Genomic DNA, 15465 nt, shown 5'->3' on the forward strand with positions numbered 1-15465 from the left:
TGTGAAAAACTACAAAATTATTTGTTATCGGGCGAGATTCGATGATTTCAAAAAAATCTCTAGCAGTCGCATTAGGAGTATCCCTGCGGAAATTAATGATGATTTCGCACTGCTAGCCTCTGTTGATCAAAACGGCTTAATCGGTTTCGATAGATCTAAGGAGGGCGCTGCTGCGATTAAATCCCTAGTTGACAATTGCTACTACATCGATATCAATGGAAAACTTCAGCCACCATCAAGCAAGAAACTTCACTACATGCCATTTTTTTTGTTTAGAGATAAAGATGGGGAGTTCGAGCGCGCAGTGAGCGAACATAGGCGATACGAAATAGACGTCAAAAAGTATGAAATACTTTCAAGGCATCGAAGGGTGGAAAAACCTACTCCTCCCACCCTAACTATTTTTTTGCAGAGCGATGACTTTTCTATAAGCCAAGAGGCATACAATCTTTTCAAAAATGCCTGCCGATATGTCGCGATCACGAAGATTTCTGGCGAATATGGGCATGGCGCATTTGACGTTTTTTCCAGCGACTTAAATTGCTTTTTTGACGAATTTTACAGTGTTGCAGGGGAGTCCGCGGAGTGGATCATGATTGATAATCCATCTCAACTCCCAATACACTAGCTTACAAAAAGCCTTGGCCTACATATGATTTCAACTGATTTTCATAAGCTGATTGAGTTGATTATAGATGGCGTGGTTAATCTCCACGCAGTCTGGCCTGGCTTATTGAATTTCTTGAATATAGTCCACCCTTGAAAAAATCAAGATAATCTCACCCCTCCTTTTCTAACGGTTTAAATGAAGAACATTAGTCATATGAGAACCAAGAATTAAAAGGGTAGCCATAATGAAAACCATCGTTGATATTGCGTCTGTTCTTGCTACCAAATCTGGTGGATTTCGCTTTGATACCTCATGCGACTCATTATGGTATCTGGCTACAGGCTACGATTACGGGTCGATTTTTGACTATTTGGGACCCATTTTCTTTCGATATAACATATATACTGTGCTTGCTGCCGAACTCGATTCAAGTAGCAGTATTGCGAAGAAACTAGACTTACATAAAAGAGCATTTGGAAAGATCGGTTTAGACGCGACAAACAAAAGAAGACACCTCGAATTAAACTTAGACATTGAGGGGAGGCATAATTTCTGCGACCTCTCAACTGCCTCCAGCATCGAAGAAATAAAAATACTTTTGACAGCCATATACAAAGGATGGAATGCATTAATATTTTTGTCAGAGATGGAATTGGATGAAAGTGATAAAAAAGAGATTCTGAGTGTAATTAGTGAAACTTATAGAGCTTCAGGTACAGACTTCTCTCAAGCCTCCTCATTAAAGTTATTTCATAAAGTGATAGCAGTACTATGTTCGAAAAAATGCATTGTCGTCATGCTAGGTGAAGATCACTCTGACACTCGAGCAATATTAATCTCTGGACCTCCCGAACAGATAGTAGAATTTTCAGAGCTTGCGAATAACTTGGTTGAAGCCGACCCCGCCCCTACTCCAACACCGTTTACTCGTGAATTTATACTTAAAACTCCTTTCGTGAGACGGCGTATGCTTTAGATATAAAGAAAATCCTAAAGCTGCATTACTCTCTTCGCGCTCCAATGGTTAATTTGACTTTCGTGCACAAGCACAAAGAATCTCTCGTAAAAAGACCAAGCTATTGAAGATCAAACAAACGAAGTCTGTCCCTAGTAGAAGCGACAACTTCTCATCTAGTCATGATCCGGGGTGCCGTCCACCTCAAACCAAGTACGGCCCATCAGAGATGAGGAGTAACCCAATCAGGTATGCAATCCTCACCACCTATAGGTAGTGTCTATGGAACAAGTAAGCAAGGTTTCGGAGGCCTTTCATCGTTTTGAAGATGGGTTAATTCTTTCTTTCGAATTTTTAAACCTTCCCAATGAACCCCTTGCCGCGCAAGTAATATTCCATGCCAGAGATCATAGAGTTAAAGGCAACGTATGGAAGAGAGTAAGGGTGGTAGTGGGGGCGGTGGAGGATTTAAGTGCAAAAGTTAAAGGCAATCAGTTTAACTCGATATGCTCTGGGGTTAGGATCTTGAAATTTGACGACGTCTGGTGTGTGGAAATTGATGGAAATTACGACATGGATGCCGACCCTACTTCACTTACCCAGATACGCGAGGATGGAGAGCTTTACATAATTGGTCGACAGATAAAAATCCTCGAGATTGAAGACTGATTTTTATAGACTTGATTTTCAATCATATCATTTGACCAGCGAGCAACCCGTCTGCTCGTGATAACTTTTCATTATGAAACTCTTTTCGGACGAATCATGTCCTTGAGAATTAATAAAGTATACCTTTCCTCTAGCAGCCACCCTTGAAAAATTAAAATGAATATAGACGCTTATAAAAGAAATATCCTCTATAGGAAGTCGCAAGGAAAAACACTTAGCCACTATAAAGAAAAGATAGCCTCCATTTCAGATCTAGCCTTTAATGAGTCACTGCTTTTAAGTTTACCAGAAACAGATAGCATAATTGCAGCGCTTATGACGAAGCGCGAAATCTCCTGTGTGCGCAGAGAATATTCGTCATCCATCGAAGCACTTAATTTTTTTTCGTCAGCAATCGAAAATCGTAAATACTATTTGCTTATAGATGAGGACTGGAGATACTGCGGAGCTTACATGCTCGCAAGCGACATTTCTCTATGTGCGAGTTTTGATTTTGATAAATTCAAAAGTGACGAGATCAGGTTAATTGGCGCTGACCTTTCTACCCAGCTTTCTGTTGATTATAGCGAAACTTGCGGAGAGAAAATATTTGAATGCTGCATTAGAAAATATGAGCACTCCTAAAAATCCAAGGTAATGCTAATAAAAAACTGAAAAACGTAGAGCAGGACCTTATGATTAGCAACGCTGATGAATTTAAGTATTATTCGGAAAGCAAAAACGAGATAGAAAATGCAAAAATAAATGAAGTTGCGACAGAGGAAGTTTGGCTCGAGGTTATCTCAAGACACCCTGAGCTTTCACGACTAGTTGTTGCAAACGGATCAATCTCTACTGATGTGCTTGAGAAGCTCTCACTAAGCGACGACGTCGATGTTCGCTGGGATGTTGCAATGAAGAGGCGCATCAATAGAAGTACTTTTGAGAGGCTGGCAACTGATAAGTCCGTAATGGTTAGACATAGAATTGCATGTAACCCGAAGACACCAAAAGATTTATTAACTCTACTTGCGACAGATGAAGATGACATGATCGCCGAGGCAGCAAAAAAAAGGCTCTAAAGTGAATCAGACCGCTCACGGACTCACGCGCGCATCTGGACTCTGCACCGAACTCCATCCCTATTTCGAGTATCATCTCCACCTTTGCCCTCAAGACCTCAATGCAGGAAGCATAACCATGACCAACAAAGCAGTTATCGTATTCAGCGGCGGGCAGGACTCCACCACGTGCTTGATCCACGCCCTGACCCACTACGATGAAGTCCACTGCATCACGTTTGACTATGGTCAGCGTCATCACGCGGAAATTGAAGTGGCGCAGCATCTGTCGAAAAAGCTCGGTGTGACCGTGCATAAAACGCTGGATGTGTCCTTGCTCAATGAGCTAGCCATCAGCAGCCTGACGCGCGATAACATTCCGGTTCCGACCGTGAACAGCTCTGGCGAGAGCCTGCCAAGCACCTTCGTTCCAGGGCGGAACATTTTGTTTCTGACGCTGGCTTCTATCTATGCCTATCAAGTCCAGGCCAAAACGGTCATTACCGGTGTCTGTGAAACCGACTTCTCGGGCTATCCCGATTGCCGGGATGAATTCGTCAAGGCGTTGAATAAAGCCCTTGAATTAGGCATGGATTACAGGCTGCAACTGGAGACGCCATTGATGTGGCTGAACAAGGCTGAAACCTGGGCCTTGGCGGATTACCACCATCAACTGGATCTGGTTCGCGAAGAAACACTGACTTGCTACAACGGCATCAAAGGCACTGGATGCTCCGATTGTGATGCCTGTAATCTTCGTGCCAAAGGCTTGAATGAGTTCCTGAACAATAAAGTACAGGTGACTCAACGTTTGAAAGAGAAACTTGGCTTAAAGTAACTGCAACAAGAAGCGCTCACTCAAGCATGCCGAGTGAGCGCCCTCCTCTGCTTACTGCGTCTGCGCACCCGTCAGGTACTTCTTGAACAATGATCTTGCGCCGTAGGCCGGCAAGATATTAAAGAAGGCAAAACCTACCTTGATTGCGATCTGAACGAAGATCATGCCCAGTATCGCGCTATTTTCCATCGTCCCGTAGAAAGCGATATAGCAGAACAGAAAGCTGTCGATGATCACAGCAAACAATGTGCTTAAAAACACTCGCAAAAACAGAAACCTGGAATTTGTGAGTTCTTTGATTTTGCACAACAGGTACGAGTTTATATTCTCTGAAACCAGGAACGATACAGAAGACGCTACAAGGACTGCGGACAACTGACTGATAACATCGTTATAAGCGCCATCGAGTTTCCAGCCCGGCAGACCCGGAAGATGGGTAGTGATAGCCAACAGAATGATAATCGCGGCGTTGCTGATGAACGCGAACAGGATCGCTTTTCGCGCGAGCCTCAGGCCAAACGTTTCATTGAGCAAGTCAACGATCAGAAACGTCAGCGGATAGAGGAAAGTGCCCGGCGTTACGACAATATCGAAATACTCGAGGTAGATCGGTTTTGTCGCTGCAATACTGGTAAAAATGTAAAGCGTGAACAGCATCAGGTTCAGGATGATGTAGATCATCCAGGAACTCTCATGACGGTCATTTATTTCGTAAGCGGTGAGTGCTCCGCCCTGGGAGTAAAACTTCTTGTAGAGGTTTTTCACTTCGATTTTATTCAGATTATCCATAATCTCACTATTCAACACTTCACTTAGCTTTATTTTAATTATCTTGCCTGTCGCAATGACCATGATAACGGCCAAGCTTTTTCCATTTTCGAACCCCAGCAACTTGTACTTGCTGTTTTCAACGTCAACATTGCAATCCATTAAATCGTTCCTCGATTACATCTCCGATCACGCATACACGATCCGTATCAAAGCTGCCTTCATGGCTTATAGATAACTTCGCTGTGATTTTGTCATACACCAGCTTTTCCCTGTCGCTGGTCGATGCTCCTTTCTGCACGATCAACAGATCGCCGGGTTCATTCAGGCCGCTGATTTCGTTTTCCAGCAGCACGCCAATCAGGTTAAAAGACGCGCCAAAATAGTAAGTCAATGGATGAATAGTGGCCAACTCACCAATTCTCTTATCCAGACTTTGCAGCAGCAGACTTTCTTTAATCACCGGAACCGCCGCCGGATTCATATTCCCCTGTGGCGAAATACTGCTTTCGATGATTTCCTTTTCTTCAAAATCAATCGTCTCTATTTCTTCGTAAGACACGCCGAAGAAATCAGAAATCTTGCGCACAGTGGACTGCTGGACATTGACCACCTTGCCTTCAAGAATGTTATAGATGGTCGTGCGGGTCAAACCACTGGAGTGACACAAGGACAACTGCGTCTCCCCGCGACTCTTTATCAGGTATTTGATGTTGTTCTTCAGATTCTCCGATCTTTCTCTTCTGTGCATCACATGCTTATCATCCATTTTTAACTGCAATCAATGTCACGTCCCGAATGATCATTCCGGACATACACAAGTGAGGTAGGAAATTGCAGTTATATCCCTGTCAGTGCCGCGCAGGATCATAGCATTCTCCCTCCCTGGGTTCGGTATAAAAAGTCAGCTTTCACAGGCTGCTTTCGCCAACGTGCGGGTGTCATTTCAGCCTCCGTACGGACTCGTCAGTTCCTTTCGACTTCCATCCTAGGCCGGAAAATCGGCACCGGGCAATGCCTGTTTTACACCCGACGCGACCACAAAAAGAATCATTTTCTTTGAAGAATGTTCTTTTTTTTGATTAATTCTGTGGCGTTCCTCACTGAAAAATTTATGATGCGTCAATCCGGCGTCGCATTCTCGAGAGTGAAAGAACGAAAAACCGGGAGGCCTGTACAGGGTTTAGTTTTGCGCGCACAGCGGTCAAAACACGGATTCGCCTGTACAGATCTGGCAAGCAAGGACATGCGCAAATCACGCAAAACCAGGGAAGGAATAAGCAATGGCAGTCATTACTGAACCACTCAAGAACCAGGCTGACTTGCTGCGACGCGGTCTGGCAGATCTCCGCGCAGAAGACGCCGAACTGGCGGCCATTCTCGACGCTGAAGTCACGCGTCAACAGCACACGCTTTCACTGGTCTCGTCCTCCTGCGCAGTCCAGCCGCGAACCTTGGCGGCCTCCGCTTCCGTGCTGGTCAACGTGACCGCTGAAGGCATGTCCGGCAAGCGCCACAGCGCAGGGTGCGAGAACGTCGAGCGGGTGGAGTCGCTGGCCATCCGCCGGGCGCGGCAACTGTTCGCTGCGCAATACGCCAACGTGCAGCCACACTCAGCGTCGAACGCTGTTTACCAAGTGCTCACGGCGTTGCTTGAGCCTGGCGATACCTTGCTGGGCATGGCGGTGGAACACGGCGGTCATCTCACGCATGGCAGCCTCGCCGCGTTTTCCGGCGCCTACTACAAGGCGATCCAGTACGGCACGACAGCGGACGGCCTTATCGATTACGACAAGGTTCGCCTGCTCGCACTCGCCCACCGCCCACGCGTCATCCTCTGCGGCGCCACCGCCTATTCACGCGTGGTGGACTTCCAGCGGTTTCGTGAAATTGCCGATGAAGCCGGGGCTATCCTGCTCGCCGACATTTCGCATATCGCCGGGCTCGTCGCCACCGGGCGCCATCCAAGTCCGATCGACGCCGCCCACGTCACCGTCACGTGCACGCACAAGCAACTCGCCGGGCCTCGCGGTGGCGTGATTCTCAGCGGTGCTGATGCGAACACCAAGATTCCCGGTTTGCGGACCACCTTCAGTCGCCTGCTTGATCAAGCCGTTTACCCGCGAATGCAGGGCGCGCCTGCTGCCAACATGGTCGCTGCGAAGGCTGCCGCGCTGGGTTATGCAATGTCCGCAGCATTCGACGCCTGCATGGCGCAGGTCCGCAGTACGGCGGATGAAATGGCCAAAGCGTTTCAGGCCAAGGATTATGAAGTGGTTGGCGGCTGCAGTGAAAACCACACGGTGCTGGTTCGCTTGCGGGGTGGCATCACGGGCGCTATCGCGGAGGCGGCGCTGGGACACTGCGGGATCATCGTCAACAAACATCGCGTACCCGACGATCCCCGTTCGGCACTGGTTACCAGCGGGCTGCGTATCGGCACCGCTGCTCTGGCGCAACGCCGGGTCGATGTCCACGGCAGCCGCCAGATCGTCGATTTGATCGTGCGGATTCTGAACACGGTGGCGCCGCTCGGCGAACAGGATTACACCCTGGAACCGCTGCTCCTCACGCAGTTTCGCTCAGAGGTCGAAACCCTGTGCAGGGACTATCCTTTCGCCGACTATCAATAGCGCTTCAACATTTGCATCCATAAAAAAACCCGGCACTCAGGCCGGGTTTTGTTTTTCTGCGTCAGCGCTTACTTGGCAGCACCTGCCGCGTGCACGGCCTGCTGCGCGCCGCGCTTGTTCTTGATCACGTAGCAGACCCACATGAACACGACCCACACCGGAATCGCATACACCGAGATCTGAATGCCCGGGATCAGCAGCATCACGCCGAGGATGAACGCAACAAACGCCAGGCAAATGTAGTTGCCGTACGGGTACCACAGCGCCTTGAACAGCGGCGTCTGCTGGGTCTTGTTCATGTGCTGGCGGAACTTGAAGTGCGAGAAGCTGATCATCGCCCAGTTGATCACCAGCGTTGCAACCACCAGCGACATCAGCAGTTCCAGCGCGTGTTGCGGGATCAGGTAGTTCAGCAGCACAGCGACCAGCGTCACCGCCGCCGAAGCCAGAATCGAACGCACCGGCACGCCACGCTTGTCGATCTTCGCCAGACCTTTCGGCGCATCGCCCTGCTCGGCCATGCCCAGCAGCATGCGGCTGTTGCAGTAGGTGCCGCTGTTGTACACCGACAACGCTGCGGTCAACACCACAAAGTTGAGGATGTGCGCGGCGGTGTTGCTGCCGAGCATCGAGAACACTTGCACGAACGGGCTGCCGCTGTACGAATCGCCAGACGCGTTGAGGGTTGCCAGCAGGCTGTCCCATGGGGTCAGCGACAGCAGGATCACCAGTGCACCGATGTAGAAAATCAGGATCCGGTAGATCACCTGGTTGATCGCTTTCGGGATCACGGTTTTCGGCTTGTCGGCTTCAGCTGCGGTAAAACCGAGCATTTCCAGACCGCCGAAGGAAAACATGATGATCGCCATGGCCATTACCAGACCGCTGACGCCGTTCGGGAAGAAACCACCGTGCGACCACAGGTTTGTCACCGAAGCCTGCGGGCCGCCGTTGCCGCTGACCAGCAGGTAGCTGCCGAGCGCAATCATGCCGACGATCGCTACGACCTTGATGATCGCGAACCAGAATTCGGCTTCACCGAAGACTTTGACGTTGGCCAGGTTGATCGCGTTGATCAGCACGAAGAAGGCTGCCGCAGAGACCCAGGTCGGGATGTCCGGCGCCCAGTAGTGGATGTATTTGCCGACTGCGGTCAGCTCCGACATGCCTACCAGAATGTACAGAATCCAGCAGTTCCAGCCTGACAGGAAACCGGCAAAACCGCCCCAGTACTTGTGCGCGAAATGGCTGAAGGAACCGGCCACCGGCTCTTCGACAATCATCTCACCGAGCTGGCGCATGATCATGAAGGCGATGAAGCCGCAGATGGCGTAGCCGAGGATCATCGACGGGCCGGCGGATTTCAGTACCCCGGCCGAGCCGAGGAACAATCCGGTACCGATCGCGCCACCGAGGGCGATCAGTTGAATGTGGCGATTTTTCAGGCCGCGTTTCAGCTCGCCTGATTGCGAGGGTTGTCCACTCATGAAAAAGGTCTCACGCAAGGTTTGATGATGTTCAGTAGACGTTGCTGCCAGGTTGCGATTTCAGGCAGCCCCGATCAAACCCCAGCGCAGGCACCAGGAGTTCAGCTTATTTACAACGGTCATGCGTCACCTGTTTGTTTTTATCTGTGACGAAATCGAACCCGAAACGCTTGTGGCGCCACGGAGTGAACAAGGCGGATAGCCTTGAGATTTTTGCGATTACGCAGAGGGTCACAGTTAAAACGCGGCGCATTGTACACCGCTAACCCCCTGCTGCCAGACCCCGCTGGATCAGCGTGATGGTTGCCGGGATTGCGTGTGTCCGCCTCGAGATACTCGAGCGGCTGCAAAAATTGAGTCAGGCCTTTGCAGGCCATCGGCGTGGACGAGGAAAAAACCGTCCCACGGAGAGAGGTGGAGATCAGTCACGGCGTTCATTGCGCCTCCTTCTTGTTATGCACCTGCACGACAGGCATGGGGCGCATCTCACCCTGCAAACGCCGCTGAAACAAGCGCGCCAGAGCCTTGCGCAACGCCCGGCCGACCAGGCTTCGGCAGCTTTTCCTTACAGCCCCCATAGAGGGTGGTATTCACTCGGTTTTCCCGGCTTTTTCGTAAACATTTCTTTACGACGCGTAACGCAGAGTTTCCATTTCAGAAAATTCTGTCGGATGTCTGCAAATTGACGGTCGCTAGCTTGCTAATGAAAACCACGACTTAGTTTTTTGTTTTCAAATAAGAAAAACCCAGTGAAAAAACAGAATAAAAAGTCTATTTAAAAATTAAATGAATAATTTTTTGCATTACAAAAAACCCTGAACTAGGTTCTTCACGTCTTGCCGGCCACCTCGACCGGCCAGTCACAACCGTGAAAGTCATCTAGGAGATCGACCATGCAAGCACTGGAAAAAGACTTGGATACCGAACTGCAACTGGACGAATGGTTTGAAGCACCGACCCACGAGGCAGCTGTAGAAATGATGCAAGCCGACGCGGTGGTTCCGTTCGGCACGGCGATGTGGCCTCTGTAAGACATCACCGGGCAGGCACGATCCGGCCGGTCGTGCCTGCCGCTTTCTTCACGGTCAGTCAGGGAGGACTCATGGATAAGCCCCGCGCGATCTCGCATTTCCTTTACTACCTCGAACACCACCCTGCCCTTGCCGGCATCGACTCGGCGAAGGTGTTGCTCGGCCACACGGCTGATTACGAAGCGCTGACCGGCGCCATCGCCGAACAGGCTGGCGATCATCCACGCTTCACGTTCAGCGCCCGACGTCTGGACCTGGAGAGCACCGCAGCGCTGACCTCGGCAATCACCGACAGCGATCTGTACATTTTCTTCTACGACTCTTCCACCCTGCCCAACCCGCGCCCCGACGGCCCGGAATTCGTCCGCGCGCTGCAAGCGGTGATGGCGGAAAACTGGAAGAAGTCGCTGCTGTTCAAGGACTACGGCGAGTATTTCTACGACACCTTCAGCGTCACCCCGCAGCGCATCGCCGGGCTCAACAGTCACCTGATCCAGCGCATGTCCCAGGCGACCACGCTGAGCTTCAAGGACGACGACGGCTCATGGTTTGAAACGCCACTGAGCAGCATCAAGAAGTGGACCGACATCAACGGCGTCGGCAACTTCGACCTCGCCCCCGGCGAAATCGCCACGCACAGCGAAGCCATCAACGGCCATGTGAAATTCAAGGGCACATTCCTCAGCACCATCCCGTTTGCGCGCAAGTACGGCGTGCTGGAGTCGCCGCTGGAGTTATGGATCGAGAACTCGACCATCAGCCGCATCGCCACGGAGGTGCCGGGGCTGGAGCATGATTTCAACAAGTACCTGGATGCGAATCCGTCGAACCGGCGGATTGAAGAGTTGGGGATTGGCACCAATGAAGGCGTGAAGGATTTGTATGCGCGTAATGCCGGGTTTGAGGAGCGGCATTGTGGGTTGCATCTTGGGTTGGGCGGTGGCGCCAAGGGTAGTCATCACCTGGACCTGATCTTTTCGGGCGGCGTTTTGGCGCTGGATGACAAGCCGGTGTTTGACGGGCGCTTTGTGTTCTAGCCCCAAGATTTCTTTATTGAAGCTACCGGCCCTTTCGCGAGCAAGCTCGCTCCCACAGGGGATTTGTGTACGACATAGCTCCAATGTGGGAGCGAGCTTGCTCGCGAAGAGGCCCTACCAGGCGCTACATACCGTTCACCAGACGAAAAAAAACGCCAACCCTGAGGTTGGCGTTTTTGCTTGAGCTTGAAGCTTGCCGCTAGAAGCTCACAACTGCCTTATTCCGGCTTTTTACGACCAAACCCCGGACGCTGACCGGAACCGGCCGGTGCGCCACGGCGCTTGCCTGACGGCTTGTCGCCATCAACCAGCTTGATCCCCGGGCGCTTCGGTGCAGGCTTGGCCGGGCGCTTGTTGGTGGTGTCTGCTGGACGATCAGCCACTGGCGTACCGCGACCAGCAGGTGCGCCACGTTCGCCACGCTCGGTGCGACCGTTGGCCGGACGCGGTGCGCGCTCGCCGTCACGGGCGGCAACTGGCTTGCGACCTGGGCGCTCGCCTTCGATCTGCGGCTCACGGCTTGGGCGTGGGCCGGTCGGCGCACCAGCGGCTGGACGCAGTGTACGCACGCGCTCGGTCTTGCCCATCGGACGCGACGATTTACGCTGCATGCGCTCAAGCTTGTCTTTGCTCTTGGCGTTCAGTTGCGGCATCGCCACCGGCGTCAGGCCGACTTCAGCACTGAGAATGTCGACTTCGTACTGGCTCATTTCGCGCCAGCGGCCCATCGGCAGGTCGGAGTTGAGGAACACCGGGCCGAAACGCACGCGCTTCAGACGGCTGACCACCAGACCTTGCGATTCCCACAGACGACGAACCTCACGGTTACGGCCTTCCATCACCACGCAGTGGTACCAGTGGTTGAAGCCTTCGCCGCCCGGTGCCTGTTTGATGTCGGTGAACTTGGCCGGGCCGTCTTCCAGCACCACGCCAGCCTTCAGACGCTCGATCATCTCGTCGTCGACTTCACCGCGTACACGCACGGCGTACTCACGGTCCATCTCGTAGGACGGGTGCATCAGGCGGTTGGCCAGCTCACCATCAGTGGTGAACATCAGCAGACCGGTGGTGTTGATGTCGAGACGACCGATGTTGATCCAGCGGCCTTCTTTCGGACGCGGCAGCTTGTCGAACACGGTCGGACGGCCTTCCGGGTCGTCACGGGTGCAGATCTCGCCATCGGGTTTGTTGTACATGATCACGCGGCGTACCGATTCGGCCGCCTCTTCGCGTTTGATCACCTTGCCATCAATGGTGATGGCGTCGTGCATGTCGACGCGCAGACCGAGGGTGGCGTCTTTGCCATTGACCTTGATCCGGCCTTGGCTGATCCAGGATTCCACGTCACGGCGCGAGCCGACGCCGATACGGGCGAGGACTTTCTGCAGCTTTTCGCCTGCTGGGCCGATTTCCTGGTCGTCTTTCTGAATGATGTCGCTCATCTGGGCACCTCCCGGTGTGGTCTGTTCAGGCGGCGCCTGAAGCATTGAAATCTGGGTTCTAGGCCGAAGGGATCGGCGAAGGGTCGCGAATCATACGCGGATGTGCGCCGTCGCGCATCAGAGACTAGCTGATCGATCGACAGTTATTTCTTTTTCCGCCGACCGGCGCCGCCAAGTTTGATCAGGCGCAGCGCGGCTTCGGCCAGTACGGTGCGCTTGTCGTCCTTGTCGAGTTTCTTCCAGGCCTTGATTTCGCGCTTGCTGCGGCCGCAGCCGAGGCAGATGTCTTCGGTGAATTTGCAGAGGCTGATGCACGGGTCTTTTGTTGAAGTCATCAGCATCTCCTGGCTTACGCTAAACCCTGTGGGAGCGAGCTTGCTCGCGAAGGCGGTATGTCAGATACATCATCTTTGAATGACACTCCGCTTTCGCGAGCAAGCTCGCTCCCACAGGGGCCGTCATTGTTCTCCGGATTCGGTCAGTCTTCGAATTCGCGGCGTTCGGCCTCGATCGCTTCGGCCAAGGCGCGGGCTTCGGCTTCTTCTTCGCTCAGCTCGGGTTCGGGTGCTGGCGCCGGTTGTTCAAGGGCAGCGACGGCGGCCAACAGCTTTTCGCGGGCTTCGGCGACGCCAAGAATGTCCTCTTCCGGTTCGGCTTCTGGCTCGGCTTCAAGTTCAACTTCGATGGTTGGCTCGGCGATCTGCGGCTCAGGCTCAGGCTCAGGCTCAGGCTCAGTCTCGGTTTCTGCATCAACCGTCGGCACTTCACCATCCACCGCATCCCGCAGCAAATCATCGAAGTCGGTCTTGATCCCCTCCTCCATGCTGTCCAGTTCCAGCAGCAAGGTATGGAAACTGGTCTCTTCCTTCTCTTCCTCCGGCTCGGCGCTGGCGTCGGCCAGTTCCTGCAAGCCCTGCGGAACCGGGGCGTCGTCAAAATCGAGCACCGGGTCGGTTTCCATTTCGCGCAGTTCGGCCAGCGGCGGCAGGTCTTCGAGGTTCTTCAGGTTGAAGTGATCGAGAAAACCCTTGGTGGTGGCAAACATCGCCGGTTTGCCCGGCACGTCGCGGTAACCCACAACACGAATCCACTCCCGCTCCAGCAAGGTTTTGACGATGTTGCTGTTCACCGCCACGCCACGCACGTCTTCGATCTCGCCCCGAGTAATCGGCTGGCGGTAGGCGATCAGCGCGATGGTTTCCAACAGCGCACGGGAATAACGCTGCGGGCGCTCTTCCCACAAGCGGCCAACCCACGGCGAAAACTTCTCGCGGATCTGCAAACGATAGCCCGACGAGACTTCCTTGAGCTCGAACGCGCGGCCCTCGCAGGACTTGCCCAACAGGGTCAGGGCTTTCTTGAAGACCGCTGGCTCGGGCCGCTCGCCCTCTTCAAACAGTTCAAACAGGCGCTCAAGGGATTGCGGCTTTCCCGAGGCCAACAGAAAGGCTTCAAGCAGGGGTGCCAGCTCGCGGGGTTCAGTCAGGTTCATGTTTCGACTCGTTATTCGGCTCGGGCTCGCACGTGGATCGCGGCGAACGGCTCATTCTGCACCAGCTCGACCAAGGATTCCTTGACCAGTTCAAGGATCGCCATAAAGGTCACCACCACACCCAACCGGCCCTCTTCGGCGGTGAACAGCTCGACGAACGGCACAAAACCGCCGCCCTTGAGCCGTTCCAGCACATCGCTCATGCGCTCGCGGGTGGACAGTGCCTCGCGGCTGACCTGGTGGCTTTCAAACATATCGCCACGGCGCAGCACTTCGGCCATGCACATCAAAATCTCTTCCAGCGCGACATCCGGCAACAGCTTGCGCGCGCGGGCTTCCGGGGCGTCGAGCTTGGGCACGATAACGTCGCGGCCAACCCGGCTCAAGCCGTCGATGCCTTCGGCAGCAGCCTTGAAACGCTCGTATTCCTGCAAGCGGCGGATCAGTTCGGCGCGCGGATCGTCTTCTTCGTCTTCGACGGTTTCGGCGCGCGGCAGGAGCATGCGCGACTTGATCTCGGCGAGCATCGCGGCCATCACCAGATACTCGGCGGCCAGCTCCAGGCGCACCGACTGCATCAACTCGACATAACCCATGTACTGGCGGGTGATTTCCGCCACCGGGATGTCGAGGATGTTGATGTTCTGTTTGCGGATCAGGTACAGCAGCAGGTCGAGCGGGCCTTCAAAGGCTTCGAGAAAGACTTCCAGCGCATCCGGCGGAATGTACAGGTCCAGCGGCATTTCCATGACCGCCTGGCCATAGACCATGGCAAACGGCAGCTCTTGCTGAGCACCGGCCTGGGGATCGGCAACGGTTTCCACTGCGGACATTCAGGCCTCGACCATGAACGGCGTCGGATCGCCGCAACCAACGCGCACCACTTCCGGGTCGTCGCCGGTCAGGTCGATCACGGTGGAGGCTTTGATGCCGCCAAAACCGCCGTCAATGATCAGGTCCACCTGATGTTCGAGCAATTGGCGCATTTCGTACGGATCGCTGAGCGGGTCTTCATCGCCGGGCATGATCAGGGTCACGCTCATCAGCGGCTCGCCCAGTTCGGCCAGCAGCGCCAGCGCAATCGGATGGCTCGGCACGCGCAAGCCGATGGTGCGCTTCTTCGGATGCAACAACAGACGCGGCACTTCGCGGGTGGCGTTGAGAATGAAGGTGTAAGGCCCCGGCAGGTGCGCCTTGAGAATGCGGAAGGTGCCGGTGTCGATCTTGGCGTAGTTGCCCAGTTGCGACAGGTCGCTGCAGATCAGCGCAAAGTTGTGCTTTTCATCGAGCTGACGCAGGCGACGAACACGCTCGATCGCGGTTTTATCGCCGATCTGGCAACCGATCGCGTAGGAAGAGTCCGTGGGATAAACCACCACCCCGCCCTTGCGGATGATCTCGACTGCCTGTTTTATCAGGCGCGCTTGCGGGTTTTCCGGATGTATCTGGAAAAATTGACTCAC

17 protein-coding genes are annotated in these 15465 nt (G+C 53.4%); 9 read left to right on the forward strand and 8 right to left on the reverse strand.

The genetic code is table 11. The annotated features are described in order from the left end of the window. The first annotated feature begins 1 nt into the window (after nt 1). From HUW52_RS23475 to queC, 6 genes are all read left to right on the forward strand, one after another. Nucleotides 2–628, forward strand: a complete 627-nt coding sequence (locus tag HUW52_RS23475; RefSeq protein WP_016987919.1) for a hypothetical protein — start codon at nt 2–4, stop codon at nt 626–628. A 226-nt stretch (nt 629–854) separates the two neighbouring features. Next, nucleotides 855–1586, forward strand: a complete 732-nt coding sequence (locus HUW52_RS23480) for a hypothetical protein (protein ID WP_175555025.1) — start codon at nt 855–857, stop codon at nt 1584–1586. 261 nt (nt 1587–1847) lie between these two features. Then, nucleotides 1848–2234 carry a hypothetical protein gene (locus HUW52_RS23485; protein WP_175555026.1) on the forward strand — a complete coding sequence of 129 codons (387 nt, stop codon included), beginning with the start codon at nt 1848–1850 and terminating at the stop codon, nt 2232–2234. Between the two features lie 156 nt (nt 2235–2390). Further along, a complete protein-coding gene (locus HUW52_RS23490) occupies nt 2391–2858 on the forward strand; it encodes a hypothetical protein (RefSeq protein WP_175555027.1) in 468 nt (155 codons plus the stop codon). A gap of 50 nt (nt 2859–2908) precedes the next feature. Then, nucleotides 2909–3295, forward strand: a complete 387-nt coding sequence (locus tag HUW52_RS23495) for a hypothetical protein (RefSeq protein ID WP_175555028.1) — start codon at nt 2909–2911, stop codon at nt 3293–3295. Nucleotides 3296–3413: 118 nt separating this feature from the next. After that, nucleotides 3414–4112, forward strand: a complete 699-nt coding sequence (gene queC, locus HUW52_RS23500) for a 7-cyano-7-deazaguanine synthase QueC (protein WP_175555029.1) — start codon at nt 3414–3416, stop codon at nt 4110–4112. A gap of 51 nt (nt 4113–4163) precedes the next feature. Here queC and HUW52_RS23505 read toward each other — a convergent pair whose 3' ends face one another. Then, nucleotides 4164–5042 (reverse strand): queuosine precursor transporter, encoded by an 879-nt coding sequence (locus HUW52_RS23505; protein ID WP_175555030.1) that lies wholly within the window; start codon nt 5040–5042, stop codon nt 4164–4166. After that, nucleotides 5026–5631, reverse strand: a complete 606-nt coding sequence (locus tag HUW52_RS23510) for a helix-turn-helix transcriptional regulator (protein WP_175555727.1) — start codon at nt 5629–5631, stop codon at nt 5026–5028. The genes HUW52_RS23505 and HUW52_RS23510 overlap by 17 nt, the downstream gene beginning before the upstream one ends. Nucleotides 5632–6163: 532 nt before the next feature. Here HUW52_RS23510 and glyA point away from each other — a divergent pair. Beyond that, nucleotides 6164–7513, forward strand: coding sequence for a serine hydroxymethyltransferase (glyA, locus tag HUW52_RS23515; protein WP_175555031.1), 1350 nt, complete (start codon nt 6164–6166; stop codon nt 7511–7513). Between the two features lie 68 nt (nt 7514–7581). Here glyA and HUW52_RS23520 read toward each other — a convergent pair whose 3' ends face one another. Next, nucleotides 7582–9000: an amino acid permease gene (locus HUW52_RS23520; protein WP_034153251.1), complete on the reverse strand. Its 1419-nt coding sequence runs from the start codon at nt 8998–9000 to the stop codon at nt 7582–7584. An 893-nt stretch (nt 9001–9893) separates the two neighbouring features. Between HUW52_RS23520 and HUW52_RS23525 the strand changes: the two genes are divergently transcribed. Both HUW52_RS23525 and HUW52_RS23530 read left to right on the forward strand, forming a co-directional pair. Beyond that, a complete protein-coding gene (locus tag HUW52_RS23525) occupies nt 9894–10031 on the forward strand; it encodes a hypothetical protein (RefSeq protein ID WP_003222780.1) in 138 nt (45 codons plus the stop codon). Between the two features lie 71 nt (nt 10032–10102). Then, nucleotides 10103–11068 (forward strand): hypothetical protein, encoded by a 966-nt coding sequence (locus tag HUW52_RS23530; protein ID WP_016987928.1) that lies wholly within the window; start codon nt 10103–10105, stop codon nt 11066–11068. Between the two features lie 218 nt (nt 11069–11286). Here the strand turns inward: HUW52_RS23530 and rluB are convergent, their stop codons facing one another. The 5 genes from rluB to HUW52_RS23555 all read right to left on the reverse strand — a co-directional run bounded on the left by rluB (nt 11287) and on the right by HUW52_RS23555 (nt 15465). After that, nucleotides 11287–12510: a 23S rRNA pseudouridine(2605) synthase RluB gene (gene rluB, locus HUW52_RS23535; protein WP_141127197.1), complete on the reverse strand. Its 1224-nt coding sequence runs from the start codon at nt 12508–12510 to the stop codon at nt 11287–11289. 143 nt (nt 12511–12653) lie between these two features. Further along, entirely contained in the window at nt 12654–12845 is a 192-nt protein-coding gene (locus HUW52_RS23540) for a DUF1289 domain-containing protein (protein ID WP_016987930.1), read from the reverse strand. Nucleotides 12846–12988: 143 nt separating this feature from the next. After that, nucleotides 12989–14002 (reverse strand): SMC-Scp complex subunit ScpB, encoded by a 1014-nt coding sequence (gene scpB / locus HUW52_RS23545; RefSeq protein ID WP_175555032.1) that lies wholly within the window; start codon nt 14000–14002, stop codon nt 12989–12991. Nucleotides 14003–14013: 11 nt separating this feature from the next. Beyond that, nucleotides 14014–14712, reverse strand: a complete 699-nt coding sequence (locus HUW52_RS23550; RefSeq protein WP_172828192.1) for a ScpA family protein — start codon at nt 14710–14712, stop codon at nt 14014–14016. A gap of 123 nt (nt 14713–14835) precedes the next feature. Then, nucleotides 14836–15465 (reverse strand): L-threonylcarbamoyladenylate synthase, encoded by a 630-nt coding sequence (locus HUW52_RS23555; RefSeq protein ID WP_095114461.1) that lies wholly within the window; start codon nt 15463–15465, stop codon nt 14836–14838.

Origin of the sequence: Pseudomonas sp. 43A, from assembly GCF_013363935.1 — a bacterium.
Classification (GTDB): domain Bacteria; phylum Pseudomonadota; class Gammaproteobacteria; order Pseudomonadales; family Pseudomonadaceae; genus Aquipseudomonas; species Aquipseudomonas crudilactis.